The following is a 25,936-nucleotide window of genomic DNA, read 5'->3' on the forward strand; positions in this document are numbered from 1 at the left end:
GCGGACGGCCACGGAAACTTGGCCCGAGCGCTGGTGTTGCAGCGCTCGCTCGAGGTGGCGAAGTCGAGGAGCTTGTTCAGCCGGCGTAGGGGCATCAGGGGATCGGCGGCAGTTGCGCGCCGGCGCAGACGTGGAGGACCTCGCCGGTGATGTTGCGGGCGCGGTCGGACGCGAGGAACACCACGGCGTTCGCCACGTCGATCGGGTCGATCAGCCGGCGCAGGGGCGTGAACGCGGTGTAGCGCTCGATCATCTCGTTCAGGTCGGTGATGTCGGTGCGCTGCCGGTTGAACGGGGTCTGCACGAAGCTGGGTGCTACGGCGTTGGCTCGCACGCCCAGCGGACCCAGTTCGACGGCCATGGATCGGGTCAGGCCCACCAGTGCGGCTTTCGAGCTCGAGTACGCCGTGTTCGACGAACCGCCGAGCCACGCGCGAGAGCTGATGTTGACGACGCTGCCGGACCCCTGCGCGCGCCACAGCGGCACCGCGGCGCGGCAGAGCAGCATCGGGCCTTTGACGTTGACGTCCATCGTCGCGTCCCAGTCCGGTTCGGGCATGGTCTCGAGTGGGTGCACGCGTTCGATCCCGGCTCCGTTGACCACCACGTCGAGGCGGCCGAACCGCTGGGCCACCGCGTCGACGAGCTGTCGCACGTCGCTGACGTCGGTGAGGTCCGCCGGGATCACCACGGGCGACCCACTGACACTCTCCGCCGCCGCGTCGGCCGCGTCTCCGTCTCGGTCGACGAGGACGACCTGGAATCCGTCGTTCGCGAGTTCCCGCGCGATCACGGATCCGAGACCGCCACCGGCGCCCGTCACGATCGCTACTTCTTCCACGCTGACTCCTTCACTGGTCACTGCTCGGCCGGGACGGCGGGTGCCCTCGAACGGCGCGCACCGAGCCGGGCGGTCGGGATCGGATGGGACGCCCCCTGGGCCCGCCGGTGTTCCTCGAGGCGAACATCGTCGGTGTCGGGCGGTCACGTCGCCGCGTGCCGGGCTGCGAGGTAACCGAAGGTCAAACTCGCACCGACTTGGCACCCCGCGCCGGGGTACTCCGATGCCATGGCCGAATCAGCGTCGTTGCCGCAAGCGTAGAGGCCCGGGATCGGCTGTCCTTGCCGGTCGAGGACCCTCGCCGTCGGATCGGTCCGGAGGCCGAGCGCGGTCGCCAGTGGAGTCGGGACCACCGCGATGGCGTGGAACGGTGGCACGGCGACCGGGCCGAGGTTGACGTTCGGGGCGTGGCGGGCGTCGCCGAATTGGCGGCCGAAGGAGCTCAGACCTTTGCCGAACTCTTCGTCGACACCGGTTTGCGCGTGCCGGTTGACGGCTGCGACGGTGCGCTCGAGGCCGTCCGGGTCGACGCCGATCGCCGTGGCGAGCGCGCGGACGTTGTCCGCGGTCCGCAGGTAGCCGGCGTCGGCGTGCCTCTTGAGCGCGGCTTGGGGTGAGTGCGGGCGGATCATGCCGAGCCCGTAGCGGGCCAGGGTCCGGGAGTCGGCCACGAGCCAGGCCGGGATGGTCGGCACGGTTTTGTGCGAGTCGTACATCGCGCGGGTGAACCGGTGGTAGGACACGGATTCGTCGACAAACCGACGACCGGCGGCGTTGACGGCGAGGACGCCGGGCTTGGCCCGGTCCCAGATGTGCGGGAACACCGCCGCGGAACCGTCGCGGCGACGGCCGATCGAGCTGGGAAACCACAGTGCGTTGTCCTCGTGGGCGGCGCCGAGCGCGCCGCCGACGGTTTGGGCGAGCGCGATCGTGTCACCGGTGGCTCCCTCGGCGGCAGGCGTGAACTGCGCGGTCGGCTGCGGCAGGTACCGGGTTCGCAGGGAGGGCTCGGCAGGGAACCCGCCACCGGCCAGCACGATTCCGCGACGCGCGGCGATGCGCACGGAGCGGCCTCGGTTCAGGATCGCGGCTCCGACGACGCGGCCGGTGTGGTCGGCGATGAGCTCGGTGGTGTGCGCGGTGAACCAGACGTCGCCGGTCCGCCGGAGCAGTTGGTGGTAAAGGCTCGCGACGAGAGCGTTGCCCATGACCAGCCGGGTGCCCCGGGGGTATCGGAGCAGGTCGGTTGCCCACCGGAGGCCGAGGCGCAGCGCGAGGGCCATGCCTCGCGGCGAGCCGTCGAAGATCGAGAGCAGCTGGTCGACCTCGGGGCGGCGGACCATGAGCGTGCCGCGGAAGAGCGCGAACTCGGCGATCGGCCCGCGGACTCGGGAGAACGCGGCTTTGCCGAGAAGGCGCCCGTCGAAGGGGTGCGGTTCCAGTGCGCGGCCGAGCCCGGATCCGGGGAGTTCCGGGTGGTAGTCGACGACCGTCTTGGCGTGCCGGAAGCGCACGCCGAGGTGGTCCAGGTGGTCGATCGCGGCCGGTCCGTGCGCGAGGTAGGTTTCCCGCAGTTCGCGGTCGGCGCGGTCGCCGACCAGCGCGTCGAGGTACGTCGTCGCGGCGGCCGTGTCGGCGACCGGGTCGGGTTGCCACCGGTGGCCCGGAATCCAGCAGGTCCCGGCGGAACGGGCGGTGGTGCCGCCCAGCCACTCGGTCTTTTCCAGTACCAGGACGGAAAGCCCTTCCTCGGCGCCCACCACCGCGGCACCCAAGCCGCCCGCGCCAGAACCGAGGACCAGCAGATCGACTTCACGGTCCCAGCGGTCGTCAGACACAGCTCAGGCTCCTCCTGGCTCAGCGGGCGGCTGCCGCGCGGTCTCCCGGGGACGGACTCCGGGAGACCGCGCGGCACTGGTCAGACGACGACGATCTTCCCGGTGTTCTGCGGGTAGATCGGGTCGTTGTAGAAGTACTCGCCTTTCTTGGTGAAGGTGTGTTTGAAGGACTGGCCGGGCATGAGGGTGCCGCTGTCGAATTCGTACTCGAAGAACGAGACCGCGCCGTGGGCGGTGGCGTTGCCCGCCGGGTTGACGAAGGTGATCTCGGTGCCCACCGGCACGGTGAGGTTCTGCGGCGACATCGCGTTCTGTGCCACCGTGTTCTCCTGCGCACCCGGCGCGCCCGCGGTGGCGTCCCAGATCCGCCCGAGCGTGACGGTGTTGCCGGCGGCCGCCGCCGTGACCGCGGCCGTGCGGATCTGGTTGCGCTTGGACGGGGGAGTGGGCGCGGTCGCGGGCGCGACCCGTCCGCCGAGCTTGAACGCCCAGAGGTGATCGCCCTTCGGGATGTCGGGATAGGGCAGGCCGTTGCCGCCGGCGAACACGGCGAGGTACTGCTGTCCGTCGATCTCGTAGGTGACCGGGCTGGTGTGCACGCCCGCTCCACATTGGAACCGCCACAGTTCTTTGGCGTCGGTGTCGTCCATGCCGAGCAGGACGCCGTCCGGGCCGCCTTGGAACATCACCCCGCCGCCGGTGGTGAGAATGCCGTTGCCGTGGGCCAGCGACCACTCGCTGTCCTTGCTCCACACCAACTTGTTCGTGCGAGGATCGACTGCTGCGAGACCGCCCGCGAAGTACTCGCCGTAGGGGCGCGCGGTGTTGACCCGTCCGCCGAGGGTGTTGGAGTACGCCGAGTTGATGAGACCGTAGCCGACGTAGACGTAGCCGGTGGCCGGGTTGAACGATACGTGCGACCAGTCGGCGCCGCCGCCGGCTCCCGGGAAGATGATGGTGGCGCGGTCCCAGTGCGTGGCGAAGAGCCCGCCGTTGGGGTAGAACGGCACCGGCCGGGTGGAGTTGTCGAGCCGGGGCTCCTGGGGGACGAACGGGTCGCCCTTCGGGAAGGGCTGTGTCGGCGAGGTCTTGTGCCGCGGGTCCTGAGGCACGGGTCGCTCTTCGACGCCTTGCACGGGCTTTCCGTTGGTGCGGTCGAGGATGTAGTACATCCCGACTTTGGAACCGTAGACGACGACTTTGCGCAGCTTCCCGTCGATGCGCAGGTCGATCAGCACCGGCGCCATCACGTTGTCGTAGTCCCAGATGTCGTGGTGCACCGACTGGAAGTGCCAGCGCCGCTTGCCCGTCTTCGCGTCGATGGCCACGAGCGAGTTCGCGAAGAGGTTGTCACCGCCGCGGGTGGACCCGTTGGTGCGCGGGTACGGGTTGCCGAAGGTCCAGTAGACGAGCCCGAGGTCGGGGTCGACGGCGGGGTGGATCCACGGCACAGCCCCGCCGGTCTTCCAGCTGTCGCCTTCCCAGGTGTCGTTGCCGAATTCGCCGGGGCCGGGAACGGACCAGAACGTCCAGGCGATTTTCCCGGTGGCCGCGTCGAGGGCGTACGCGCGTCCACGCGCGCCGGCGGTGCTGCCCTGCATGCCGACGTAGATCAGCCCGTCCCAGTACACGATGGCACCCGCGAGCGAGCCGGTCGCGCCGCCGCACTGGCCGTTGGCGGGGTCGCACTCCTCCGGCGTGCCTTGATTCGGATCTTCGGTGAGCAGCTGGCGCTTCCACGCCACGGCACCCGTTTTCTGGTCGAGTGCGTACACGATGTTCGCGCCGGAGGTGGAGAAGACCTTGCCCTGGCCGAGCGCGACACCGCGCATGTTGGTGGTCTCGGACCCGAGGTTCGCCTTCCACCGGATCGCGCCGGACTTCCCGTCCACGGCGAACACGTTCTGCTGGGTGGTCTGGACGTAGAGCACCCCGTTCTGCGCGACGATCGTGCTCTGCTGGGCGCGGGAGGTGTCCCCGCCCTCGAGGTTCACGTGCCAGGCGCCGCCGAGCCGGTCGAGGGTGCGGCGGTTGATCTGCTTGAGCGGCGAGTGGTTCTGGTTGGCGAGGTTTCCCCCGACCTTCGGGAAATCGGCGCCGGTGGCACCGAACGCGTCCGGCTGCTTCGGCGTGTCCGGGCCTCCCGCCGAGGCCGGCGACGTGCCGAGCACCGTACCCACCACAGCCGCGCCCGCCGTGGTAGCCGCACCGGACAGGAATCTGCGTCGATCCATCGATTGCCCTCTCTTCGTTGAGGAAAAGCGCTGCGAGGAGTGACTCAACTCGAGTGACGTGGTCCACCTAGTGGTCCATCAAGTCCGTTGGTCGGTTGAGCTTAAAGGCTTCCCGAGTGGTCCACAAGAGTGCGCGAGGGGCCAAGTCGCCTCTTGTCGGCCCAGAGGTCCGGGGGTACTGTCCGGAGCGCTAGGTGGGCCGATTGGTCCGCTGTATGGACCTGTCGGTTTCTCTGTCCCACTGTCGTGAAGAGGAGCGAAACCATGTCCGCTGTACCGGAAACGCCCAGTACGAAGACTTCCGAATCCGTTCTGCCCACCTGGACCGACCCGGTGCTGGAGGGACACGAAACCCGGCCGGAGGTGACGGCGTACGCGCTTGAGAGCGGGCCGTGGAACGCCCGCTGACCAGGGCGGAGTTCACCGACGCCCTGCTCGGTCTGTCCAAACGCTACTGGGCACACCACCCGTTCCACCTTCGGCTGCACGACGGCGGCTGTGAGCCGGCGGACCTGCGTCGCTGGGTGGCGAACCGCTGGTACTACCAGAAGTGCCTCTCACGCAAGAACGCGGCGATCGTGGCGAACTGCCCCTTGCCGGAGGTCCGGCGCGCGTGGGTGAGTCGCATCGTGTTCCACGACGGCGAGCACGAGCACGAAGGTGGCATGCACGAGTGGCTTCAACTGGCGGAAGCGGTGGGACTGAGCAGGGCGGAGGTGCTCGACGAACGGCACGTCCTGCCCGGGGTGCGGTTCGCGGTGGACGGCTACCTCGACTTCTGCCGCACCCGCCCGTGGAAGGAAAGCGTGGCGGCCGCGCTGACGGAACTGTTCTCCCCGGACCACATGACCGATCGCATGGCCGCATGGCGCCGGCACTACGACTGGATCAAGCCGGAAGGCTTCGCGTATTTCGACCGGCGCATTCCGGCGGCTCGTGAGGACAGCGCGTGCACCCTCGAGCTGGTGCTGACGCACAACGTGACGCGCGCGGAGCAGGACGCCGCGATCCAGGCGCTCTCGTTCAAGTGCGACGTCCTGTGGAGCGTGCTCGACGCCGTGGACTACGCGAGGTCCACATGACGCTCGAGGTCGGCAGCAGGCCCGGGATTCGCCCGGGAGTGCGTCTGGAGTTCGACCGGGTTCGCCGGCGGCCGGTTCTCCTGTTCCCCGAAGGGGTCCTGGCGCTCAACGACACCGCGGCCGCCGTGGTCGAGCTCTGCGACACCCGGCGCACGGTGGAGGAGATCGTGGCCCGTCTGGGGGAGCGGTACTCCGGGGTCACGAGTGCCTCGGTGCTCCGGGCACTGGCGGACCTGGAGAGCAGGGGGCTGGTGGGCGCCGGACGGGAGGCGCGCGCGGCGCGGCCGGTACGAACCGCACAACTGGTGGCCGCGGCACCGCCGCGGTCACCAGCGCCGCTCGGCCTTCTCGCGGAGCTGACGTACCGGTGCCCTCTCCAGTGCACCTACTGCGCGAACCCGCTCAACCTCGGCGACTACCGCGACGAGCTCGACACCGCCGGCTGGCAGGACGTGTTCGCGCAAGCGAGGGATCTGGGTGTCCTGCAGTTGCACCTTTCGGGAGGTGAGCCCGGTCTGCGGAAGGATCTGGTCGAGCTGGTGGCGACGGGACACGAGCTCGGGTTCTACCTCAACCTCGTCACCAGTGGCGTCTCGCTGAGTGCGGCGCGGATCGGGCAGCTCGCCGACGCGGGGCTCGACCATTTCCAGCTCTCCCTGCAGGACGCGGAGGCAGCACCGGCGAACGCCATCGCCGGACGCCGGGCGCACGAGCGCAAGCTCGCCGTCGCCGAGGCGGTGCGGCACGCCGGGCTGCCGTTGACCATCAACGTCGTTCTGCACAAGGGAAACGTCGCCCGGATACCCGCCATCGCCGCGCTCGCGGCGGACCTGGGTGCGGATCGGCTGGAACTGGCCCACACCCAGTTCTACGGGTGGGCCCTGCGCAACCGCGGCGCCCTGTTGCCCAGCCGTGCGCAGGTCGAACGGGCGGCGGCCGACGTCGCCGAAGTGCGGGCGCGGTTCGGCACCGAGCTCGAGATCGTGCATGTCGCTGCCGATTACTACAGCCCGCGGCCCAAGCCCTGCAACTACGGTTGGGGCTCGCGGCAGCTGGTCGTGACACCGGTCGGCGGAGTGCTGCCGTGCCTGGCGGCGGAGACGCTGCCGGAGCTCGAGGTGCCGTCGGTCCGCACCGATTCGCTGGCTTCGATCTGGTACGACTCGCCGGCGTTCCGTCGTTTCCGCGGCACGGACTGGCTCCCGGAGCCCTGCCAGGGGTGCGTGTTCAAGGAAGTCGACTTCGGCGGATGTCGCTGCCAGGCTTACCAGGTCACCGGTGACGCCGCTGCCACCGACCCGGTCTGCCACCTGTCGGAGCACCACCAAGCGGTTCTCGATCAGGTCGAGAACCCCGGTCCGGCGCTCGCCGTGCCCCGGCGGATGCCATGAAGGTGCGATTTCTCGGCACCGCGGCCGGAGGCGGCGCCCCGCAATGGAACTGCGGCTGCACGACCTGTGGGAAGGCTCGCCGGGCCGGAGTCTCCCGTACCCAGGACTGCCTGGCCGTCACCGGCGACGGCGAGTCGTGGTACCTCGTCAACGCCTCGCCGGATCTGCGGACGCAACTGCTCGCGACACCGGAGCTCGCACCGACCGCGGGATCACGCGACTCGCCGGTTCGTGGGGTGGTGTTCACCAGCGCCGAACTCGACCACACCATCGGACTGCTCACCCTCCGCGAGGCCGGCAGCCTGGACGTCTTCGCGACCGCGACGGTGCACGAGGCGCTGCGGTCCGGGTTCCCGGTCGAGACCGCGGTGGGCGCGTACACGCGACTGCGGGAGCATCGGCTCGTCCCCGGAACACCGATGGAGCTCGCCGGTGGCCTCCGGGTCACGTGCACCGTGCTGAGCGCCAAGAAGCCGAGGTACGCGGCGGCGGGGACGTCAGGCGAATGGGTCAGCGCCTGCCGGTTCGACACCGGCCCGCGTGGAGGGAGCCTCGTCTACGCGCCGGGTCTCGCGGCGTGGACCGACGCGTTCAGCCGAGTGATCGCCGATGCGGACGTCGTCGTTCTCGACGGCACTTTCCTCACCGAGCAGGAGATGGGGCCCGCGCGGCCGGCGTCGGGAATGGGACACCTGGCCATCGGCGAGGTTCTGCCGTTCCTGGCCGGCCATCCCGGGCCCCGTTACCTGTTCACGCATCTCAACAACACCAATCCGCTGGTGCTTCCGGGCGCACTCGAGGCGTCCACGCTGGCGGAAGTGAACGCCGCTGTGGCGTTCGACGGGCAGCTGCTCGAACTCTGAACCGGATTTTCCGCGTTCTACCGGATTCCCCGCACGCGAAGCGTGTCCAGAAAAGGATGGAGAACCATGAAGAGACGTTCGGCAACGGTGCTGACAGCTCTTGCGAGCGCGTCCGCCGCGGCACTCGCGACAGTGCTGGCCTTCGGAATGCCCGCGTCGGCGCACGAGAACGGCGGCAAGACCGGCGCGCAACAACTGGGCGATCCCCAGTACGGCGTGTGCCGTGGTCTGGACTCGAACTGCTACCACAACTGGGGCAACTTCGACCTCTCCAAGGGCATCAAGGTCCTCGTCTACTCCCGCACGGCCGGTCCGCGGCACGCGAACCTCGGCCCCGTGCTCGGGCCGGGTCTCAACCCGCCGCTGGCCGATGCCAACGTGGCCCAGAAAGCGCTCGTGCGCCTCGGTCAGCAGAACGGTTTCGCCGTCGACTGGACCGAGGACGTCACCCAGCTCGCGAGCCCGAACACGTTGTTCAAGTACAACGCGGTGATCTTCCTCAGTACCAGCCGGGACGCACTCGACGACTCGGCACAGACGTCGCTGCGCCAGTACATCCGCGGGGGCGGTGGATTCGTCGCCATCCACAACGCGTTCGGCACGGAGTACAACTGGCCCTGGTACGAAGGACTGCTCGGAGGGACCAACTACTACGATCACGGGCCCGCGCAGGCCGGCACCGTGCAGACGGTGGACCGCAACGACGTCTCGACGAAGAACCTGCCGAACCGCTGGGCCTTCACCGACGAGTGGTACAACCTGGTTCCCTTCCCCACCAACGTCCGTTTCCTGGCGAAGGTGGACGAGTCGAGCCTGGCCGAGGGCGTGAAGGGCTCGATGGGGCACCCCGGCCACGGCGCGAACCACCCGGTGGCCTGGTGCCAGTACTACGACGGCGGCCGGTCGTGGGTGACGACCCTGGGCCACGAGGACTGGGCGTACACCAACTCGACCACCTCCGATGGCGCACGCTACTTCCAGTCGCTGATCGTCGGCGGGATCAAGTCCGCGGCGGGGGCGGCTCCGTTCTGCCGCTGATCACGAAAGAGGGCCCCGGCTTCGTCGAAGCCGGGGCCCTCTTTCGTGGCCGAACTCGTCAGAGCCCGAGGTAGATCTGCCGGACCAACGGGTCGTGGCTGAGGTCCGCGGAGCTGCCGGTCATCGCGACCCGGCCGTTTTCCATGACCAGGCAGGACTCGGTGGCCTCGAAGGTGAGCTTCGCGTTCTGCTCGACGAGCAGCAGCCCGAGGCCGCCCGCGGAGAGGCGTTGCAGGCTCGCCAGCACCTCCTCGACGAGCTTGGGGGACAAGCCCATCGACGGTTCGTCCAGCAGGACCAGCTGCGGTTCGGACATCAGCGCGCGGCCGATGGCGAGCATCTGCTGCTGGCCTCCGGAGAGTGCGCCGGCGAGGCGGTGTTGCATCTCGCCGAGCACGGGGAACATCTCGTACACCTCCTGCAGGACCTCCCGGGTCCGGCCTCGCCACGACCGCAGGTACGCGCCGAGCAGGAGGTTTTTCTCCACGGTGAGACCCGCGAAGACGTGCCGGCCTTCGGGGACGTAGCCGATGCCACGGCGCACGATGTCCTGCGGTTTGACCTTCGTGAGATCGTGGTCGCCGAGCCAGAGTCCGTCGACGGACCGGGGGACCAGGCCCATGAGGGCCTTCAGCGTGGAGGTTTTCCCGGCACCGTTGGCTCCGATGATGCCCACGCATCGTCCGGGGCCGACGGTGAACCCGACGGAGCTGACGGCCTGGACACCGCCGTAGCGCACGGACAGATTTTCGACGCGAAGACCGCCGGCCGGCGAGCTCTCGGGCTGCGGGCGTGGGGCGCTGCGCTCGGCCTTCACGGCATGACCTCTGTTTCCACTGCGTGCACGACGTCGGCGGTGCTGAACGAGTCACCGAGGTAGGCCTCGATGACCTCGGGCCGGATCGCGACTTCGGCGGGGGTGCCTTCGGCGATCACGTCGCCTCCGGCGAGGACGGTGACGCGGTCGCACAGCGACATGACCAGGCTCATGTTGTGCTCGATCAGGACGACGGTGACGCCACTGTCGCGAATGGATCGGACGATCTCCTTGAGCTGGCCCACTTCCTGCCCGTTGAGGCCCGCCGCGGGCTCATCGAGCAGCAGTACCTTCGGATCGGCTGCCATGGCCCGGGCGAGTTCCACCCTGCGCTGGATTCCGTACGGGAGCGAGCGGGGCGCGGCGTCGGCGAAATCCTCGAGGCCGAACCGGGCCAGGAGCTCGTGCGCGCCTCGGCGCAGCGTGCGTTCGGTGCGCCAGACACCCACCGGCCACACGACGTAGTGCCAGAGGGAGCGGATCGACGAGCGGTCCAGCGCGACCAGCAGATTCTCCTCGACGGTCAGCTGGTCGAACAGCCGCAGGTTCTGGAACGTCCTGGAGAGCCCTGAGCGGGACAGCTGGTAGGTCCGTCGGCCGGTCAGGGGCAGCTGCCCGATCGCGGCTGTGCCCGACGTGGCGGTGTAGAGCCCGCTGATCACGTTGAACAGGGTCGTCTTCCCCGATCCGTTGGGGCCGACGATGCCGCGGATCTCACCGGCCCTGACCGACAGGGTCACCCCCTTCAGTGCCTTCAGGCCGCGGAACTGCTTGGTGATCCCCGAGATCTCGAGCGAGGCCCCCGACCGGTCCCCGCCCGCGGGCGGATACGGCAGGAACGGCCCGAGCACGGCCCGGTCGGCGGGCTTGCGCCGGCGTAGTGCCTTGCGGACTCGGCTCGGCAGGCCGGCCAATCCTGCGGGCGCGAAGACGACCATGAGCACCACGACGGCTCCGTAGCCGAGCTGCGCGTAGATCGAGAAGTCGGTGAGTGCCTCGCGAACCAGGGACAGGGCGACGGCGCCGACGATGCAACCGGGGATGCTCTGCCTGCCTCCGATGATGACCATCGCGAGCAGGAGGAACATGTTGGCGACGCTGAAGGTTTCCGGCGCGATGTAGCGGATCAAGCCCGCGTAGAGCACGCCGGCGACACCGCCGTAGACGCTGGAGACGAGGAACGCGGTCATCCGCAGCACCGGGACGGGTGCCCCTACCGCGCCGGCGGCCACGGAGTCGTCGCGCATGGCGCGCAGGCGCCGGCCCAGGGCGGTGCGCACGACGAATACGGCGAACGCCACGGCGAGCGCGAACACGACGAGCTCGACGTAGTAGTACAGGTACTCGTTGGTCAGGTCGATGCCGAACAGGGGCGGCACTGGGATGCCGTTGATGCCCGCGGCACCGCCGGCGATGTGCGCGTTGGTCACCCAGTTCGTGAAGGCCAGCGCGAGTCCCAGCGTCACGATGCCCAGGTAATGCGATTGCACGCGCAGGGCGGGAATTCCGACGACCAGGCCGGCGGCCGCGGTGGCGATCACGGCGAGGACGCCCGAGACCCAGAACCCGAGCCCCGAGACCGTCGTGAAGATGGCGAGTGCGTAGGAGCCGACGCCGAAGAACGCGATCTGGGCCAGGTTGATCTGACCGGCCACGCCCATGGCGATGCCCATGCCGACGGCGAGGAGGGCGAACACGATCGCGATGTTGACGACGTGGATGCCGTATCCGTCGAGCCCGTAGGGCAGCAGCCACGCGAGGGCAGCCAGCAGGACCAGCCCGCCGATTCGCGCGCTCAGGCCGCGGTTGCGCATCAGGAGGTTCATGCTCGGGTCACCGTCCGCTCTCCGAACAGGCCCGTCGGTTTGACCATGACGATCACCGTGAACACGAGGAACACCACCAGGTCCGAGTAGCCCTGGAACACGCCGGCGGCGAACGAGTCCAGGATGCCGATGGCGAGCCCGCCGACGATCGCGCCCGTGATGTTGCCGAACCCGCCGAGGATGGCGGCGGCGAAGCCCTTGATACCCAGGGTTCCACCGAGGGTCGGGCTCACGTAGAGCAATGGGCCGACCAGTCCGCCGGCGAGCGCGGCGAGCCCGGCGCCGATCGCGAAGGCGATGGCGTTGCTGCGCCCGACGTGGATACCGACCGCGGTGGCCGCTTCGTGGTCCATCGCGACGGCCTGCATGGCTGCGCCGCGCTTGGTCCGCTGGAGGAAGAGCAGCAGCAGCACCGTGGCGACCGCGGCGATGCCGAGGACGACGAGGCTGTAGGTGCGGATGCGCACCCCGAACACGTCGAGCGGCTGGGAGTCGACCGGCGTGGGGACCGCGCGGCCGGTCGCGCCCCAGATGATGGTCGCGAGCGATTCGAGCACCACGCCGAAGCCGATCGTCCCGATCAGCATCAGGTCGAAGTCCTTGTTCTCCAAGGGCCGCAGTACCCGTTCCATCACCAGCGCGATGAGGCCGGTGACGACCATGGCGACGACGATGGCGAGGACGAACGGCAGCCGCGAGGACATGTAGAAGGTCGACGCCGCGTAGGCACCGACCATCACCACCTGGCCGTGCGCGAAGTTCACCAGGCCCATGGTGCGGTAGACGATCGAGAAGCCCATGGCGACGAGGGCGTAGACAGCGCCGAAGCTGAGCCCGCCGACGAGCGTCTGGAGAAAGACTTGCATGAAAAGTCCTTTCACAGACGGGGGCCACGCCCTCGGCGCGGCCCCCGCAGGGTCAGCTGGTGGGAGTGGCGATGAGTTTCCCGCCGGTGATGACGCCGATCGAGGTGGCGTGGATGCCGACGCCGCTCTGGTCGAAGGCGAACGTGCCGAGCAGGCCGGGGTACTGGGTGGCCCGGATCTTGTCGGCCAGTTGCAAGCCGGTTGCCGCGTTGCTGTCCTTCATCGCGGTGAGGAAGATGTTCGTGCCGTCGTAGGACTTCGCCCCGTGCAGCTCGGCGTCCTCGTTGTAGGCCGCTTTGTAGGCCTGGGCGAAGGCGCGGGATGCGTCGCTGGTGTCGTTGCTGAGGTAGGGGCTGCTCACCACCGTCCCCTCGGCGTTGGCGGCACCCGCGGTCTGGAGGTAGACGGTGGTGCCCATGGGTGCGGCGCCGGCCACGGTGGTGTTGAGCCCGAGTTCGTGGGCCTGCTTGACGATCAGCCCGGCTTCGACTTCCTCGGTCCCGACGAACAGCACCTGCGGGTTCTTCTGGCGGATGGAGGTCAGCGCCGCGCTGAAGTCCTTCTGGTCGGTGGTGACCACCTGGTCGTCGACCGGCTTGATCCCCCGGTCGGCCAGCGCCTTGCCGAACGCGTCGTGCTCGCCCTTGCCGTAGGAGCCGTTGTTGCTGATGAAGGCGATGTTCTTGAGGCTCTTCTGGTCCACGAGGTACTTGGCCAGGGTCTCGTCGTACGTGGTGCTGGTCGGGCCGTTGAGGAACTGGAACGGGCTCTTCACCGCGGTGATCGAGGGCGACTGCCCGGAGGTGATGCTCGGGATCTTGGCCTGTTGCAGCACGGGCGCCATGGCGACGGTGACGGCGCTCTCGGCAGTGCCGATCATCGCGACGTAGCCTTCGCTGGCGATTTTGCGGGCGAGGTTGGTGCCGGTGGTGGGGTCACCGGTGTCGTCGAACACGTCGAGCTGGATCTTGCGGCCGTTGATCCCGCCCTTCGCGTTCCACTGGTCGACGGCGAGCTTCGCCCCCTTGTACTCCCAGGCTCCCAGCGAACTGAGCTGTCCGCTCTGGGCGTTGACCACCGCCATTTTGATGGGACCGGTCGTCGAAGCGTCGGTCGTCGGCGAGCTGCCGGGAGCGCTGCAGGCGCTGCCGACGCCTACGGCCAGCACTGTGAGTGCGGACGCCACCACGCGCCCGCGTCGGAATCGGATCATGAATGCCACCTCGTTGTGTCAGGAGTGCGGAGTTACTCGAAGACGCCCTGGTAGATGTCCTTGATGTTCCAGTGCCCGGGGGTCGGAACCGGCTCGTTGACCATCGGCACGTCGAGGACGGCGGGCCGGCGGCGAGCGATCGCTTCACGGAGTGCCTTGCCGAGGTCTTCGGGGTTTTCGACCAGGTACCCGTCGGCACCGCAGGAACGACCGAGGGCGGCGAAGTCGGGTGATACCGGGTTGCCGTCGCGATCGCGGAACTCGCAGCCGAAGCTCTGTCCGAAGTTGCCGGCCTGGAGGTCGGCGATGGTGCCGTGCGCACGGTTGTTCATCACCACGAAGATCACCGGCAGGCCCTGCTCGACGGCCAGCGGGATGGCGGGCAACTGTGCGCTCATCCCCCCGTCGCCCACCAGGGCGACGACGACGCGGTCGGGCGCGGCGATCTGCACACCGACCGCTGCCGCCGGGCCGAAACCCATGGTCGACGCGCCGCCCGGGGTGATGAATCGGCCTTCCTCGGGCAGCTCGTAGCACTGGGCGACGCCGTTCTTGTTCCAACCGACGTCGGTGACGAGGACGGCATCGGACGGCAGAACGGTGCGCAGGTCCTCGAGGATGCGTTCCGGCCGGAGCGGGAAGTCGTCGCTACGCCCTCGCTCCTGGCTCGACTCGAACAACGTCGTCCGGGCCGTGCTGATGGATTCCCGCAAGCCGGGCCTGGAGACCGGATCGGGCGCGAGTGTCCGTACGGCTTCGGTGATCGCCGGAACCGCGTGCTCGACATCCGCCACAGCCCCGATCGTCACGGGGTAGTTGCGGCCGATCTCGGCGGCGTCGATGTCGATCTGGATCAGCTTCGCGGGCGGGAACTTCCAGGTATAGTCGGAATTCCAGGAGCTGGCGTCGGTCTCGGCGAAGCGGGTCGCCAGCGCGAGCACCAAGTCCGCGTCTCGGGTGTAGTCGTTGGTGACTTCCAGGCCCCAGAAACCGGTCATGCCCATGACGAGGGGGTGGCGATCGGGGAGTGTGCCCTTGGACATGAGCGAGTGGGCGATGGGGATGTCGAGGTGTTCCGCGAGACCGAGGAGCGCCGCTCGCCCGACCGGGCCGCGCAATCCGCCGCCGAGGTAGATGAGCGGGCGCCGCGCGCCGACGAGCAGTTCGGCGATCCGCTGGGCATCGGCGGTGGTCAATGCCGGCGTCGCGACGTTGGAGACCAAGGGGCGGTCCTCGGCCTGGACCTGCCGGGAGAAATGGTCCATCGGGACGTTGAGCAGGACCGCGCCGGGACGGCCGGACGTCGCGGTCCAGAAGGCGCGTTCGGTGAACCTGGCCAGATCCTCGGCCCGGTGGACGTGCCAGGCCCGCTTGACGAACGGGCGGTAGATGGCGGTCTGGTCGGCGTCGGCGTGGAGGTTGACCTCCTGGTGCGGATGCCGTCCGTGGTAGTACGACGGGATGTCGCCGGAGATCGTGATGAGGGGAACGGAATCGAGCGCGGCGGTGGCCACGCCGGTGACCGCGTTCATCATTCCCGGCCCGACGTGAACGAGCAGGACGCCGGGTTTGCCCGAGACTCGCGCGTAGCCGTCGGCTGCGTGGGCGGCCGCCTGCTCGTGGCGGGCCATGACGAATTCGATGCTGCTGCGGCCGAGCGCGTCCAGGAAAGCGATGTTGGTGTGGCCGCACAGGCCGAAGACGTACTCGACGCCGTAGGACTCGAGCTGCCGGACAAGCGCTTCCGCGGCGGTCGTCGTCGGGGCGGGTGCGGTCATGGGGGCTTCGCTCCTCGTGTCGCGGATATCGGTCACTGCTCGCCCCAGATCGACGTGCCGCGCAGGATCAGGGTCTTGACGACGGTGTAGTCGTCGATCATGTGCGCGGGTGACTCCCGGCCGAAGCCGGAGTCCTTCACCCCGCCGAAGGGGACGTGGTCGAGCCGGTAGTTGGACGAGCCGTTCACGACCAGCCCGCCGACCTGCAACTCGCGCCACGCGGTGAAGATCGTGCGGATGTCCTGGGTGAAGATCCCGGCCTGCAAACCGAACCGGCTCGCGTTGCAGGCTCGGATCACGTCGTCGAGGTCGTCGAACGGCAGCACGGCGACCAGCGCACCGAAGACTTCCTTGACCACGACGTCGGCGTCGGCCGGTGGGTCGGCCACGATGGTCGGGAGCAGCGTGGCACCGTCTCGGGTCCCGCCGAGCACGATCCGCGCACCGCCGAGGCGGGCGTCGGCGGTCCACCGCTCCACCCGGGCCGCGGCCTGCTCGTCGACCATCGACCCGACGTCGGTCGCGGGATCGAGCGGATCCCCGACCTTGAGCTGGGCGACCTCGTCGCGGAACGCGGCCAGGAAGCCTTCGAAGCGGCTGCGGTGGACGTAGACCCGCTGCACGGAGATGCAGCTCTGCCCGGAGTTGCTGTACCCGGTCCGGGCGCACGTGCGCGCGGCGTGCGCGATGTCGGCGTCCGCGCAGACCAGGGTCGCCGCGTTTCCGCCGAGTTCCAGCACCAGCCGCTTCGCGCCGGCCGCCCGCGCGACCGCGGCGCCGGTCTCGGCGCTGCCGGTGAAGCTGATGACGGCCACTGCCTCGCCGGCGCACAGCGCCGCACCGACATCGCCGCCGCCGTGCAGCAGCTGGACCGCCTCGGCGGGCATGCCGGCGTCGAGGAGCAGGGCCACGATCGCAGCGGTGGTTGCGGGAGCCTGGGGTGGAGCCTTCACGATCGTGGTGTTGCCCGCCGCGAACGACGCGCCCAGCTTGTGGGCGAGCAGGTTGGCGGGCGCGTTGAACGGCGTGATCGCCAGTGCCACTCCGGCGGGCGCCCGGAACGTCATGGCGGTGTTCCCGATGCCCCGCGCCCAGCCCGAGACCGGGAGCATGTCGCCGCCGATGTGCCGCGTTTCGTTGGCACACACGGCGAACGTGTCCGCCACCCGGTCGAGCTCGCCCCGCGCGTCCTTGAGCGGCTTGCCGAGCTCCAGCGCGATCAGGCGCGCGATCGCGTCCCGGTGCTCGATCGCCGACTGCGCCGCGCGCTCCAGGACCGTGGCCCGCGTGGCGGGTGCGAGGTGACCGACGACGGGCGCGTTCTCCGCGGCGTACGCCAGCGCGTCGGCCACCTGGCTCTCCGACGCGGGGTACGAGTTCGTCACTACTTTGCCGAGGTACGGGCCTATCCGGTACGCCGGTGGTCCGTCGCGAGTCCACTTGCCGCCGACGAAGGCCGCGGCCTCCACAGCGTCATCGGATGTCGAGGATTCGAGAATCTCCTGCAGCACCGCCACACTCCCTTGCGAACCATCAAACGGTACATCTGGACCACTCTGCGGACTCCGTGTAACGTACGGACGGCGACAGGCGCTGGCAAGACTTCATGCCGAAGAAGTTACGAACCGGCCCAGGGTGGCCACCCGGTTCGAAATCCGGGTCGAATGCCGAGGATGCTGGGCAAAGCGATTACGACAATGGGCAAGGGGAGAGTTGGTCATGAAGCGGGCCGGTGCTGAAGAAGCCGTCGATCAGGCGGACAACTCGTCGCAGGAAGGCGAGTCGCAGGGCGTACGCAGTGTCCAACGGGCACTGGACATTCTGGCGCTGTTGACGGAAACTCAGCCGACGGTGTCGATCTCCGATATCGTGAAGGAAACGGGTCTGGCCAAGACGACGGTGATCCGCTTGGCACAGACCCTCGAACAGAATGGTCTCCTTTGGGCGACGCCCAAGGGGTACATGGCGGGACCGGGGCTCTGGCGCTGGGCGCATCTGGCCAAACAGAGCTGGGAGCTCCCCGCGGAGACCAAGCAGCTGATGCGTGAGCTGGGAGATCGTCAGCGGGAGACCGTCAACCTCTACGTCATGCGTGACATTTACCGAGTTTGTGTTGCGCAGCAAGAGAGTCCGCAGTCGCTACGGCACGTCGTGCGAGTGGGTGACGAACTTCCGCTGTGGGCGGGTGCTTCGTCGAAAGTGCTGCTGCACGACGCTTCACCGGCGCTGTTGACGCGGGTCGCGCGCAGCTCACCTTACGGACCTGATCACGTCAGTGCTTTGCAGAAATCGGTGGCCGAGGCCGGCGAGCAGGGTTTCGCGTTCAGCCACGGCGAGCGCGAAGCGGGGCTCTCGGCGGTCGCGGTTCCCGTTGTCAGCGCCTCGGGGACTGTTGTTGCGGCTTTGTCACTGAGTGGCCCGACGGTGCGTTTTCCCGACGATCGGATTTCCGAGTTCGTCACCGATCTCAAATCTGTTGCCGCGCGCATGGCGGAGCGGGGGTTCGCCCATCCCTTCGCCGGGTGAAGCCGGCCCGACAACGACGTGCCGTCCGCAGGGGTGCGGCCGGCGCACAAGGAGAGGGAATGCAGAGGAGACCGCTTCGCGGCATCCGGGTACTGGACCTGACCAACGTCTTGGCCGGTCCGTACTGCAGCTACCAGCTGATGCTCTTCGGCGCCGAGGTGGTGAAGGTCGAGGTTCCCGGATCCGGCGACCTGGCCCGGAACCTGGGGCCGGACTCGGAGCTCAACCGGGCGGGCCTCGGAGCTTCGTTCCTGGCGCAGAACGCCGGCAAGAAGTCGGTCGAGCTGAACCTGAAGGACGCCGCTCAGCGGGCTCTGTTCGAGGACCTGGTCCGGGGCGCCGACGTCCTCCTGGAAAACTATCGGGCCGGGGTGCTCAACCGGCTCGGTTTCGGCTGGGACCGGTTGCGAGAGCTCAACGGTCGCCTCGTCTACTGCGCGATCTCGGGGTTCGGCCAGTCGGGGCCGATGAGCCAGGCTCCGGCCTACGACCAGATCATCCAAGGCCTGTCGGGGATGATGAGTGTCACCGGAACGGAGGACACCGCACCCCTGCGGGTCGGGTTCCCCGTCTCGGACACCGTCGGCGGGCTCATGGCCGCGGTCTCGATCGCTTCGGCTCTGGTCGGCCGTGAACGGTCCGGGGAGGGCAGCTTTCTCGACCTGTCCATGCTCGAAGCGTCGATCTCGGCGATGGGCTGGGTGGTCTCCAACTACGTCATCAGCGGAACGCCTCCGGAACCGATGGGCCGCGAGAACGCGACGGCTGCGCCGTCCGGGACGTTCTTCGCTTCGGACGGTCCCCTCAACATCGCGGCGAACCGGCAGGAGCAGTTCGTGACCCTGTGCGGCCTCGTAGGTCGGCCGGAGCTGATGACGGATCCGCGGTTCGCTGATCGCGAAGACCGCAAACGCCACCGTGCGGAACTCAACGAAGAGCTCAACCGCGCGCTGGGCCTTCGCAGCGCGCAGGAGTGGGAGACGATGTTGTCGGCGGCCGGTGTTCCCGCCGCCCGCATCCTGACCGTTCCCCAAGCGCTGCAGTCGGAGCAACTGGCCCACCGCGGTTTCTTCACCGACATCGGGTTTCCGGGCGACCCGGCACGGACACTGCGTACCAGCGGCAACGGTGTGCTCGTCGATGGCGAGCCATTGCGGCCCGGCACGGCACCGCCGAGGTTGGGCGAGCACAACGACGAAGTCGCCGACCTCGTCCGGCGTTGGCGGCCCGCCACCGGCATTCCGTCACCGACCAGGCCGATACCCGACCAGGTGTCCCATGGCCCGATCGAAAGGGACTGACATGACCGACACGCCCGCGCAGCCCACAGCCGGTGACGTCGCGGACTGGTGGGCCAACGGCATCTGCCGGATGGAGCCCGGGGTGGTGGAGCTCAGAGGCATTCCGGTGCAGGAGCTGATCGGCCATCGCGGGCTGGTGTCCACGATCTGGCTCATGGTCCGCGGCGGCAGCCCGACGGCCGACGAGGCCGCCTTGCTCGAGGCGGCCATGGTCGCCTCGGTCGACCACGGCCCACAAGCCCCTTCCATCGCGATCGCGCGGATGACCGTCACTTGTGGCGTCGGGATGAACAACGCCATGGCGTCCGGCGTCAACGCTCTCGGCGATTCCCACGGCGGCGCCGGCCAGCAGTGCGTCGAACTGCTGTCCGAGATCGTGGCCCGCGAGTCGGCCGGGGCCGAGCTGTCCGACGCGACAGCGGAGGTGGTCGCCGAGTACCGCGCCCGCGATCCGTACCTGCCCGGCTTCGGCCACCGCTTCCACCCGATCGACCCTCGCCGGAACCCGCTTCTCAGCCTGGTCGACGCGGCGGTCTCGGCCGGCACCATCGAGGGCAGACACGCGGCGGCCGCGCGGGCGGTGGAGGCCCTCTTGAACCAAGGGCGCTCCAAGCCGGTGCCGATGAACATCGACGGTGCCACCGCGGTGATCTACGCCGAGCTCGGTTTCGCGCCGGAACTCGCGCGTGGCCTTTTCGTGCTGAGCCGCAGCGTCGGCATCCTCGCGCACGCCTGGGAAGAATCGAACCAGGGCCGGCGCAACAAAGGCCCGATGCCGACCTCGATCCTGCCCACCTACCGCTGAGACGGGAGCCTCATGCGCATCGCCGTCCTGCACGGGCCGAATCTCAATCTGCTGGGGGAGCGCAGACCCGAGAAGTACGGGACCGCCACGCTGGCCGAGATCTCCGCTGATGTCGATCAAACGGCAGCACGGTTCGGCGCCTCGGCCGTACACTTCCAGTCGAACCACGAAGGCGCTCTGGTCGACTGGGTGCACGCCCACCGCAACGAGATCGAAGCCATCGTCATCAACCCCGCCGGCCTGACACCCGTCGCCTTCTCCCTCCTCGACGCCATCCGCGATACCGGCCATCCGTTCGCCGTCGTGCACATCTCGCAGTGGCACGCCCTCGACGGAAGGGAACGAAACGACATTTTCGCCACCTCGGCCGCGGTGTACCTGACGGGCGCGGGCTGGCACGGCTATGCCTTGGCCATCGAGGCACTCGTCTTCAGAGCTCGCCCGCAGCGGGAACTCGGCCGCGACGTCGAGGTCGACGTGGTCCGCGACTGAGTCGAGCCTGGGGGCGGAGTGCCGCGCAACGGCGAGGACCAGCACCACGATGGGCGCAAGCGGGGCCTTGGCCGGGAGGACGGGGCGACCCTGGGCGTCTGTGCCGGACGTGGCATCGGGTGATCCGGCTCGCCGGCCGGGCGCCGAACCTTTCGAACTGGACCGGCGATCGGCCGGCAGGGCTTGATCAATCCTCGTCGACCGCGTGCGCCGCCCGATAGGCGAACGCTCGCTCGCCCGAAAGGGGCGGCCGACCGCTCGTTCCTGCCGATCGCCGGCGACTCGGAGCGGGCGAAGGCAGCGGTGAGCGGTTTCATCGATTCCCTTGGACACAGCGTCGTGGAGGCGGGACCGCTGGCCGACAGCTGGTGGCAGGCGACCGGCACTCCGGTCTGGGGACCCCCTACGGGCCGTACCCGAACGAGAAGGGCCGGCCGGCGAACACGCCGTCCGCGCGGCCCTGGCCAAGGCGACGCGGTAACCGCAAGGTGAAGCCGCCGCGGACAGAGTGCGTGTCGGCAAGATAGAGGCGCTCTTTTGGGTCGTGGTCTGTTCAGTGACCGCAATCGCTGTCAGCGTGAGGGCTGCACTGCCGAGGTGATCACGCCGGGATGGCGTTGTCGATGAGGATGACGGCGATGGTGGCGGCGGTGGGGAAGCAATCGCTGTCGAGGACTCGGGTGCGGGCGGAGGCGCCGTCGATGAGCAGCGCCAGTTGTTCGCCGAGTTGTTCGGGGTTGGTGGCGCCTGCTTCGCGGGCGGTTTCGGCGAGCCGCGCGGCGATGGCTTTCTTGTAGTCGCGGGCGCATTCGGATGCCGGGTGTTGAGCGTCGTGGAGTTCGACGGCCGCCCCGATATAGGGGCAAAGAGGGGTCGATGCCGGGACGTCGAAGGCCGCGAGGAGTCGCTCGCGGGGGGTGAGGTCGGTGCGGTCGAACACCCCGGGCAAGACGTCGGGGTCGAAGTGGCGCAGGTATTCGGCGACCACTTCGTCCTTGCCGGCGAAGTGCTGGTAGGCCGTGCGCTTCGATACCTGGGCCACCGCGCAGAGCTGGTCCATGCCGGTGCGATTGATGCCCTGCTCGCGGAACAGTTGCTGTGACGCGCTGAGGATCCGCTCGCGCGCACCCCTGCCGCGGCGGCGACCTTGGGGCCCCTTCTCCAACTCCGTCATGCGTCCAGCATAGCCGAGTCGGGTACCGACCGGTGTACATAACTTGCCCTCCGGCCGGTCGCCCGCTAGGTTAAGCACACCGGACGGTGTACATAACGCACCGGCTGGTTCCGAACACTCGGCGAGGCGAAGGAATGCTCGTGGGAAAGCTCGACGGCAAGGTAGCGGTGATCACCGGCGGATCGACCGGTATGGCGCTGGCCGGCGCCAAACTGTTCGTGGACGAGGGAGCTCACGTCTTCATCCAGGCCCGTCGGCAGGAGGCGCTGGACGAAGCCGTCGAGCTGATCGGTCGGAACGTGACCGCCGTGCAGGGTGACGCGGCCGACCTGGCCGACCTGGACCGCTTGTACGACACGGTCAAGCAGGAAAAGGGATCGATCGACGTGCTGTGGGCCAGTGCCGGGATGGGCGAACCCGCCGTCCTCGGCGAGATCACCGAGGAGCAGTTCGACCGCGCCTTCTCGCTCAACGCGCGCGGCACCCTGTTCACCGTGCAGAAAGCCTTGCCGCTGCTCAACGACGGAGCCTCGGTCTTCATGACCGGCTCCAACGCCTCACTCGGGGCCTTCCCCGGCTGGAGCCTGTACGCCGGTAGCAAGGCCGTGCAGCAGGCCTGGGCCCGCGTGTGGCTCAACGAGCTGAAGGACCGCAAGATCCGGGTCAACGTCCTGACCCCCGGCCAGGTCGCGACGGCCAAGCAGGAAGAGCTGTTCGACGAAGCCACCAAAGCCGCGTTCGAATCCCTCATCCCGCGGGGAAAAATGGGCCGCCCCGAGGAGATCGCCGCCGTCGCGCTGTTCCTCGCCTCCGACGACTCCGGCTACGTCAACGGCCTGGAACTGGTCGCCGACGGCGGCACCACGGCGATCTGAGCCGAAACCTGGTACGCGCAACACAGCCCACCACAGGCGAAGAAACCGTTCTCGGACGCTGCCACGCAACACGATGAAAGTGTTGCGTGGCAGCGAGAAGAAGGAAGAGAGCACACCTCATGAGCAGCATCAGCTTCATCGGCACCGGGAACATGGCCCGCACCATCGGCACGCGGGCGGTAGCGGGCGGCAACACCGTCGAGATCATCGGCCGCGATGAGTCCAAAGCCGCCGACCTGGCCCACGCTCTCGGCGGCGGCACCACAACGGGAAAGTGGGGTGCCGTCCCGGCCGGGGACATCGTCATCGCGGCCCTGCTGTACGACGCTGTCGTTCCGGCCATCACCCAGTTCGGCGACGCCCTCGCAGGCAAGGTCATCGTCGAGATCAGCAACCCCTTCAACGCCACGTTCGACGGGCTGGCCCACAGTGAGGAGACCTCGATCGCGCAAGAAGTCGCCAAGGTGGCTCCGGCCGATGCCAGCGTGGTGAAGGCCTTCAACACCATCTTCCGCAACGTCCTGGAGAAAGGGCGGCCCGACGTCTTCATCGCGGGTGACGATGCACCGGCCAAGGCGGACGTAGCGGCCTTCATCAAGAGCCTCGGGCTCCGCTCACTGGACGTCGGCGGCCTGAAAATGGCGCACTGGCTGGAAGGCGCGGGCGTAGTCACGGTGGGCCTCGCCGGCAACGGGGTCGGCCACTGGGACTTCGCCCTCGGCGCCAACGACTTCTCCGGCTGAGCGCGACCGCGCTGTAGGCCTCATGAGCAGATCGTGAGCATGAAGGTCGTGAAGCCCGATGCGTGCGCACGGTGCACCACCTCGACACGTTCACCACGCCGGAGCTCGTCGCGTGTCACGAGCGGGCGATCAACAGGCCGTTCGCCCACGTCTTCGTGTCGGCGTCGGTCGCCTCGGAACTGGCTGCCGGCTGGGGCATCAAGGCGACGGTGATCCCCAACGGCGTCGCCTCCACCCCGCAGGACTTCGCGGCCTCGATCCGCGCGGCGTGGGACGCCAGGCGCGACACCGCCGCGGCCGGCGTCGCGCTCGCGGAACGTCACACCTGGCCGGCGGCCGCCGCAGCGCACGTGGAGCTGTACCGATCGTTGACCGATCCGACGCCGGCGGCTGGTTCGCTCGGTCCTGGTTCGAGCTGAGCCCGCGAGCCGGTGCGGGAGGCGGTCGGGCCCGGGTACGGGGTGCGCGCCGTCATCGGTTGTGGGAGCGAGGTGCCGGTGTGGCGGAGAACTGGTTCTGCCAGGTGGCCTGAGCTCCGGAGTCGCCGATGCGGTAGATGTCGTAGGTGCTAGCGCCGGCCGCGAGGATGGCGACGACGGCGATCACGACCGTGACCGTGGTGGAACGGGGCGCGAGGAAGGTCCTGCGCGGGTTGAGAAATCGCCCGGGTCCGGAGCGGTCCGCAGCGGGTGCGCCGGCGAGCCCGGAGGCTTCGCGGTGGCGCCACCACACCACCAGCGCGACGGCGGCGACGGCAATGGCCGCGTAGACGGCGGTGTCGCCGAGTTCGGTGTGGGTGCGCACGAGCGGGGTCGAGGCGACGCGGCGTTCGAGCCATTCGCCGGCGTCGGTCGTGATGGGGACGAGGATGAGGACGAGTACGGAGAGCACCGCGTTCGGGCCGGCCAGCTTGCGCCGCGCCGCCGGCCACAGGGCGCTGAGGACGAGGAGCAGCGCGGCCAGCGGGAGCAGTACGACGATGGCGTGCACGAGCAGGATGTGGGCGGGCAGGCCGTTGAGGGTGGTCATCGGGTCCTTCGGTCGGAGGTGATGGCGTGGGCTTCGTAGTCGGGCGCGCGTGAGCGCAGCCAGCGCGCGACGTCGCCGCCGCGGGCGACAGCGGCGGTGGCGAACACGTCGGCCCACAGCAGGCTCGGGCCGGAGATCGTGGCGGCGAGCAGAGTGCGGGCGGGTTTCGCGGTGCGTGGGTTCACGATGTGGTGGCCGCGGGCGGCTGTGCCGGAGGTGGCCACGGCGCCGTCGCGCACCGTCAACGTCGTCAGCAGCCCGGTGCGGTCGCGGGGGTCTTCGACGCCGACGCGCCACGCGGGTGAGCCGGGTCGGCGGACGCGGGTGATGACGTCGCCGCCGGCGTTCAAGCAGAAGTCGTAGTGGGGGACGCGGTCCAGCAGCGCCGTCGCGTTCTGGGCGGCCCAGCCCTTCACCAGGCCGGACGGGTCGTAGCCGCCGGGCAGGCGCGCGTCGAAGTAGCCGTCGGTGCGGTCGCGGGCCTCGTCGCACAGCTGCGCGACTTCCGCGACCCACGGGTGCCGTTCGGCGGGCGCGAGCCGGCCGTGCCGGAGCAGGCTAACTTGGCTGTCGGGGCGGTAGGGGCTGAACAGCCGGTCGACGGTGCGCAGGTGCTCGAACACGGCGTCGACGGCGGGTTCCACCCCGGCGTCCGTGCGCACGCCGGGGCCGCGCAGGTGCAGGCTGATCGGCAGGCCCATGATCACGCGCGTCCAGGCACGCCGGTCGGGGTCGGTCATCGGTGGGACGCGTCGATCGCGGCCTGGAGGGATTGGGTGTAGCCCTCGGAGGTGTAGGTGGCGCCGCTGACGGTGTCGATCTGCGCGCTCTGCGCCTGCAGCGTCTCCTGGTTGAGGACGGGCACGGCGGCGGAGTTGATGCGGACATCGCGGCCCGACTCCTCGGGGACCTGCACCACTCGTGCGGCGGTGATGCGTCCGCCGGTGACGGTGATTTCGACCTGGACCGGTCCGTAGGGCGTGTCCGCGGCCGTACCGGTGAACGTGCCGCCGGAGGCCGAACCCGAAGTGGCACCGGGGGCGGCACCGGTGTCCGAGGGAGCGGTCGTTTGTGGACGGACGATCGGGGACTGGGCGATGGTGGTCGCGGGGCCTTGATCCGTGCTGGTGCGGTAGCTGAACAGCAGTACCACGACCGAGACGGTGGCCGCGAACGCGACGGCGATTCTGCGCATGTCGTGCTC

Annotated in this window: 25 protein-coding genes; 12 read left to right on the plus strand and 13 right to left on the minus strand. The window is 69.0% G+C overall.

Annotated features, from left to right (window positions below; all coding sequences use genetic code 11):
• Nucleotides 1-94: 94 nt before the first annotated feature.
• The 3 genes from VSH64_RS08485 to VSH64_RS08495 all read right to left on the minus strand — a co-directional run bounded on the left by VSH64_RS08485 (nucleotide 95) and on the right by VSH64_RS08495 (nucleotide 4,913).
• On the minus strand, nucleotides 95-841 hold the full coding sequence (locus tag VSH64_RS08485) for an SDR family NAD(P)-dependent oxidoreductase (protein WP_326834952.1): 747 nt from the start codon (nucleotides 839-841) through the stop codon (nucleotides 95-97).
• Between the two features lie 143 nt (nucleotides 842-984).
• Nucleotides 985-2,679, minus strand: a complete 1,695-nt coding sequence (locus tag VSH64_RS08490) for an FAD-binding protein (protein WP_326834953.1) — start codon at nucleotides 2,677-2,679, stop codon at nucleotides 985-987.
• Nucleotides 2,680-2,759: 80 nt separating this feature from the next.
• Nucleotides 2,760-4,913 (minus strand): outer membrane protein assembly factor BamB family protein, encoded by a 2,154-nt coding sequence (locus tag VSH64_RS08495; RefSeq protein ID WP_326834954.1) that lies wholly within the window; start codon nucleotides 4,911-4,913, stop codon nucleotides 2,760-2,762.
• 264 nt (nucleotides 4,914-5,177) lie between these two features.
• On the opposite strand from VSH64_RS08495, the gene VSH64_RS08500 reads away from it, so the two are divergent.
• From VSH64_RS08500 to VSH64_RS08520, 5 genes are all read left to right on the plus strand, one after another.
• On the plus strand, nucleotides 5,178-5,321 hold the full coding sequence (locus VSH64_RS08500) for a hypothetical protein (protein WP_326834955.1): 144 nt from the start codon (nucleotides 5,178-5,180) through the stop codon (nucleotides 5,319-5,321).
• Nucleotides 5,306-5,995: a pyrroloquinoline-quinone synthase PqqC gene (pqqC, locus tag VSH64_RS08505; RefSeq protein ID WP_326834956.1), complete on the plus strand. Its 690-nt coding sequence runs from the start codon at nucleotides 5,306-5,308 to the stop codon at nucleotides 5,993-5,995. Before VSH64_RS08500 ends, pqqC begins: the two co-directional genes overlap by 16 nt.
• Complete coding sequence (gene pqqE, locus VSH64_RS08510) at nucleotides 5,992-7,386, plus strand: pyrroloquinoline quinone biosynthesis protein PqqE (protein WP_326834957.1); 1,395 nt, start codon at nucleotides 5,992-5,994, stop codon at nucleotides 7,384-7,386. Before pqqC ends, pqqE begins: the two co-directional genes overlap by 4 nt.
• On the plus strand, nucleotides 7,383-8,249 hold the full coding sequence (gene pqqB / locus VSH64_RS08515) for a pyrroloquinoline quinone biosynthesis protein PqqB (RefSeq protein ID WP_326834958.1): 867 nt from the start codon (nucleotides 7,383-7,385) through the stop codon (nucleotides 8,247-8,249). Before pqqE ends, pqqB begins: the two co-directional genes overlap by 4 nt.
• Nucleotides 8,250-8,315: 66 nt before the next feature.
• A complete protein-coding gene (locus tag VSH64_RS08520; RefSeq protein WP_326834959.1) occupies nucleotides 8,316-9,287 on the plus strand; it encodes a ThuA domain-containing protein in 972 nt (323 codons plus the stop codon).
• Between the two features lie 58 nt (nucleotides 9,288-9,345).
• On the opposite strand, the gene VSH64_RS08525 is transcribed toward VSH64_RS08520, so the two are convergent.
• Genes VSH64_RS08525 through VSH64_RS08550 form a run of 6 tightly spaced genes read right to left on the minus strand, consistent with a single transcriptional unit; the run spans nucleotide 9,346 to nucleotide 17,298 of the window.
• Entirely contained in the window at nucleotides 9,346-10,104 is a 759-nt protein-coding gene (locus VSH64_RS08525) for an ABC transporter ATP-binding protein (protein WP_326834960.1), read from the minus strand.
• The gene (locus tag VSH64_RS08530) at nucleotides 10,101-11,930 is read right to left on the minus strand and encodes a branched-chain amino acid ABC transporter ATP-binding protein/permease (protein ID WP_326834961.1); all 1,830 of its coding nucleotides are present in this window, start codon (nucleotides 11,928-11,930) and stop codon (nucleotides 10,101-10,103) included. The genes VSH64_RS08525 and VSH64_RS08530 overlap by 4 nt, the downstream gene beginning before the upstream one ends.
• Entirely contained in the window at nucleotides 11,927-12,796 is an 870-nt protein-coding gene (locus tag VSH64_RS08535; protein WP_326834962.1) for a branched-chain amino acid ABC transporter permease, read from the minus strand. The genes VSH64_RS08530 and VSH64_RS08535 overlap by 4 nt, the downstream gene beginning before the upstream one ends.
• Nucleotides 12,797-12,848: 52 nt before the next feature.
• Entirely contained in the window at nucleotides 12,849-14,009 is a 1,161-nt protein-coding gene (locus tag VSH64_RS08540; protein ID WP_326834963.1) for an ABC transporter substrate-binding protein, read from the minus strand.
• A gap of 32 nt (nucleotides 14,010-14,041) precedes the next feature.
• Nucleotides 14,042-15,787 carry a thiamine pyrophosphate-binding protein gene (locus tag VSH64_RS08545; RefSeq protein ID WP_326834964.1) on the minus strand — a complete coding sequence of 582 codons (1,746 nt, stop codon included), beginning with the start codon at nucleotides 15,785-15,787 and terminating at the stop codon, nucleotides 14,042-14,044.
• A gap of 32 nt (nucleotides 15,788-15,819) precedes the next feature.
• Nucleotides 15,820-17,298, minus strand: coding sequence for an aldehyde dehydrogenase family protein (locus VSH64_RS08550; protein ID WP_326834965.1), 1,479 nt, complete (start codon nucleotides 17,296-17,298; stop codon nucleotides 15,820-15,822).
• A 208-nt stretch (nucleotides 17,299-17,506) separates the two neighbouring features.
• Here VSH64_RS08550 and VSH64_RS08555 point away from each other — a divergent pair, with 208 nt between their 5' ends.
• From VSH64_RS08555 to VSH64_RS08570, 4 genes are read left to right on the plus strand one after another with little or no spacing between them, the layout of a single operon-like run.
• Nucleotides 17,507-18,313, plus strand: a complete 807-nt coding sequence (locus tag VSH64_RS08555; protein ID WP_326834966.1) for an IclR family transcriptional regulator — start codon at nucleotides 17,507-17,509, stop codon at nucleotides 18,311-18,313.
• The gene (locus tag VSH64_RS08560; RefSeq protein ID WP_326834967.1) at nucleotides 18,310-19,614 is read left to right on the plus strand and encodes a CaiB/BaiF CoA transferase family protein; all 1,305 of its coding nucleotides are present in this window, start codon (nucleotides 18,310-18,312) and stop codon (nucleotides 19,612-19,614) included. Before VSH64_RS08555 ends, VSH64_RS08560 begins: the two co-directional genes overlap by 4 nt.
• A 1-nt stretch (nucleotide 19,615) precedes the next feature.
• Nucleotides 19,616-20,419 (plus strand): citryl-CoA lyase, encoded by an 804-nt coding sequence (locus VSH64_RS08565; protein WP_326834968.1) that lies wholly within the window; start codon nucleotides 19,616-19,618, stop codon nucleotides 20,417-20,419.
• A gap of 12 nt (nucleotides 20,420-20,431) precedes the next feature.
• Nucleotides 20,432-20,911 carry a type II 3-dehydroquinate dehydratase gene (locus VSH64_RS08570; RefSeq protein ID WP_326834969.1) on the plus strand — a complete coding sequence of 160 codons (480 nt, stop codon included), beginning with the start codon at nucleotides 20,432-20,434 and terminating at the stop codon, nucleotides 20,909-20,911.
• A gap of 601 nt (nucleotides 20,912-21,512) precedes the next feature.
• Here VSH64_RS08570 and VSH64_RS08575 read toward each other — a convergent pair.
• On the minus strand, nucleotides 21,513-22,085 hold the full coding sequence (locus VSH64_RS08575; protein ID WP_326834970.1) for a TetR/AcrR family transcriptional regulator: 573 nt from the start codon (nucleotides 22,083-22,085) through the stop codon (nucleotides 21,513-21,515).
• A 140-nt stretch (nucleotides 22,086-22,225) separates the two neighbouring features.
• On the opposite strand from VSH64_RS08575, the gene VSH64_RS08580 reads away from it, so the two are divergent.
• The 3 genes from VSH64_RS08580 to VSH64_RS08590 all read left to right on the plus strand — a co-directional run bounded on the left by VSH64_RS08580 (nucleotide 22,226) and on the right by VSH64_RS08590 (nucleotide 24,122).
• Nucleotides 22,226-22,960: an SDR family NAD(P)-dependent oxidoreductase gene (locus VSH64_RS08580; protein ID WP_326834971.1), complete on the plus strand. Its 735-nt coding sequence runs from the start codon at nucleotides 22,226-22,228 to the stop codon at nucleotides 22,958-22,960.
• Between the two features lie 119 nt (nucleotides 22,961-23,079).
• Nucleotides 23,080-23,703: an NADPH-dependent F420 reductase gene (locus VSH64_RS08585; protein WP_326834972.1), complete on the plus strand. Its 624-nt coding sequence runs from the start codon at nucleotides 23,080-23,082 to the stop codon at nucleotides 23,701-23,703.
• A 62-nt stretch (nucleotides 23,704-23,765) separates the two neighbouring features.
• A complete protein-coding gene (locus VSH64_RS08590; RefSeq protein WP_326834973.1) occupies nucleotides 23,766-24,122 on the plus strand; it encodes a hypothetical protein in 357 nt (118 codons plus the stop codon).
• Nucleotides 24,123-24,174: 52 nt separating this feature from the next.
• Here VSH64_RS08590 and VSH64_RS08595 read toward each other — a convergent pair whose 3' ends face one another.
• Genes VSH64_RS08595 through VSH64_RS08605 form a run of 3 tightly spaced genes read right to left on the minus strand, consistent with a single transcriptional unit; the run spans nucleotide 24,175 to nucleotide 25,927 of the window.
• The gene (locus VSH64_RS08595) at nucleotides 24,175-24,732 is read right to left on the minus strand and encodes a hypothetical protein (RefSeq protein WP_326834974.1); all 558 of its coding nucleotides are present in this window, start codon (nucleotides 24,730-24,732) and stop codon (nucleotides 24,175-24,177) included.
• Nucleotides 24,729-25,472 (minus strand): FAD:protein FMN transferase, encoded by a 744-nt coding sequence (locus VSH64_RS08600; protein WP_326834975.1) that lies wholly within the window; start codon nucleotides 25,470-25,472, stop codon nucleotides 24,729-24,731. The genes VSH64_RS08595 and VSH64_RS08600 overlap by 4 nt, the downstream gene beginning before the upstream one ends.
• The gene (locus VSH64_RS08605) at nucleotides 25,469-25,927 is read right to left on the minus strand and encodes an FMN-binding protein (protein WP_326834976.1); all 459 of its coding nucleotides are present in this window, start codon (nucleotides 25,925-25,927) and stop codon (nucleotides 25,469-25,471) included. The genes VSH64_RS08600 and VSH64_RS08605 overlap by 4 nt, the downstream gene beginning before the upstream one ends.
• Between the last annotated feature and the right edge of the window lie 9 nt (nucleotides 25,928-25,936).

It is taken from the genome of Amycolatopsis rhabdoformis (assembly GCF_035918295.1).
Lineage (GTDB): Bacteria > Actinomycetota > Actinomycetes > Mycobacteriales > Pseudonocardiaceae > Amycolatopsis > Amycolatopsis rhabdoformis.

Bases quoted from the DNA above. Each gene is read 5' to 3' on its own strand.
- VSH64_RS08495 (WP_326834954.1), bottom strand. From the start codon at position 4,913: ATGGATCGACGCAGATTCCTGTCCGGTGCGGCTACCACGGCGGGCGCG.
- VSH64_RS08500 (WP_326834955.1), top strand. From the start codon at position 5,178: ATGTCCGCTGTACCGGAAACGCCCAGTACGAAGACTTCCGAATCCGTT.
- pqqE (WP_326834957.1), top strand. From the start codon at position 5,992: ATGACGCTCGAGGTCGGCAGCAGGCCCGGGATTCGCCCGGGAGTGCGT.
- pqqB (WP_326834958.1), top strand. From the start codon at position 7,383: ATGAAGGTGCGATTTCTCGGCACCGCGGCCGGAGGCGGCGCCCCGCAA.
- VSH64_RS08520 (WP_326834959.1), top strand. From the start codon at position 8,316: ATGAAGAGACGTTCGGCAACGGTGCTGACAGCTCTTGCGAGCGCGTCC.
- VSH64_RS08530 (WP_326834961.1), bottom strand. From the start codon at position 11,930: ATGAACCTCCTGATGCGCAACCGCGGCCTGAGCGCGCGAATCGGCGGG.
- VSH64_RS08535 (WP_326834962.1), bottom strand. From the start codon at position 12,796: ATGCAAGTCTTTCTCCAGACGCTCGTCGGCGGGCTCAGCTTCGGCGCT.
- VSH64_RS08540 (WP_326834963.1), bottom strand. From the start codon at position 14,009: ATGATCCGATTCCGACGCGGGCGCGTGGTGGCGTCCGCACTCACAGTG.
- VSH64_RS08545 (WP_326834964.1), bottom strand. From the start codon at position 15,787: ATGACCGCACCCGCCCCGACGACGACCGCCGCGGAAGCGCTTGTCCGG.
- VSH64_RS08555 (WP_326834966.1), top strand. From the start codon at position 17,507: ATGAAGCGGGCCGGTGCTGAAGAAGCCGTCGATCAGGCGGACAACTCG.
- VSH64_RS08565 (WP_326834968.1), top strand. From the start codon at position 19,616: ATGACCGACACGCCCGCGCAGCCCACAGCCGGTGACGTCGCGGACTGG.
- VSH64_RS08570 (WP_326834969.1), top strand. From the start codon at position 20,432: ATGCGCATCGCCGTCCTGCACGGGCCGAATCTCAATCTGCTGGGGGAG.
- VSH64_RS08575 (WP_326834970.1), bottom strand. From the start codon at position 22,085: ATGACGGAGTTGGAGAAGGGGCCCCAAGGTCGCCGCCGCGGCAGGGGT.
- VSH64_RS08585 (WP_326834972.1), top strand. From the start codon at position 23,080: ATGAGCAGCATCAGCTTCATCGGCACCGGGAACATGGCCCGCACCATC.
- VSH64_RS08595 (WP_326834974.1), bottom strand. From the start codon at position 24,732: ATGACCACCCTCAACGGCCTGCCCGCCCACATCCTGCTCGTGCACGCC.
- VSH64_RS08600 (WP_326834975.1), bottom strand. From the start codon at position 25,472: ATGACCGACCCCGACCGGCGTGCCTGGACGCGCGTGATCATGGGCCTG.
- VSH64_RS08605 (WP_326834976.1), bottom strand. From the start codon at position 25,927: ATGCGCAGAATCGCCGTCGCGTTCGCGGCCACCGTCTCGGTCGTGGTA.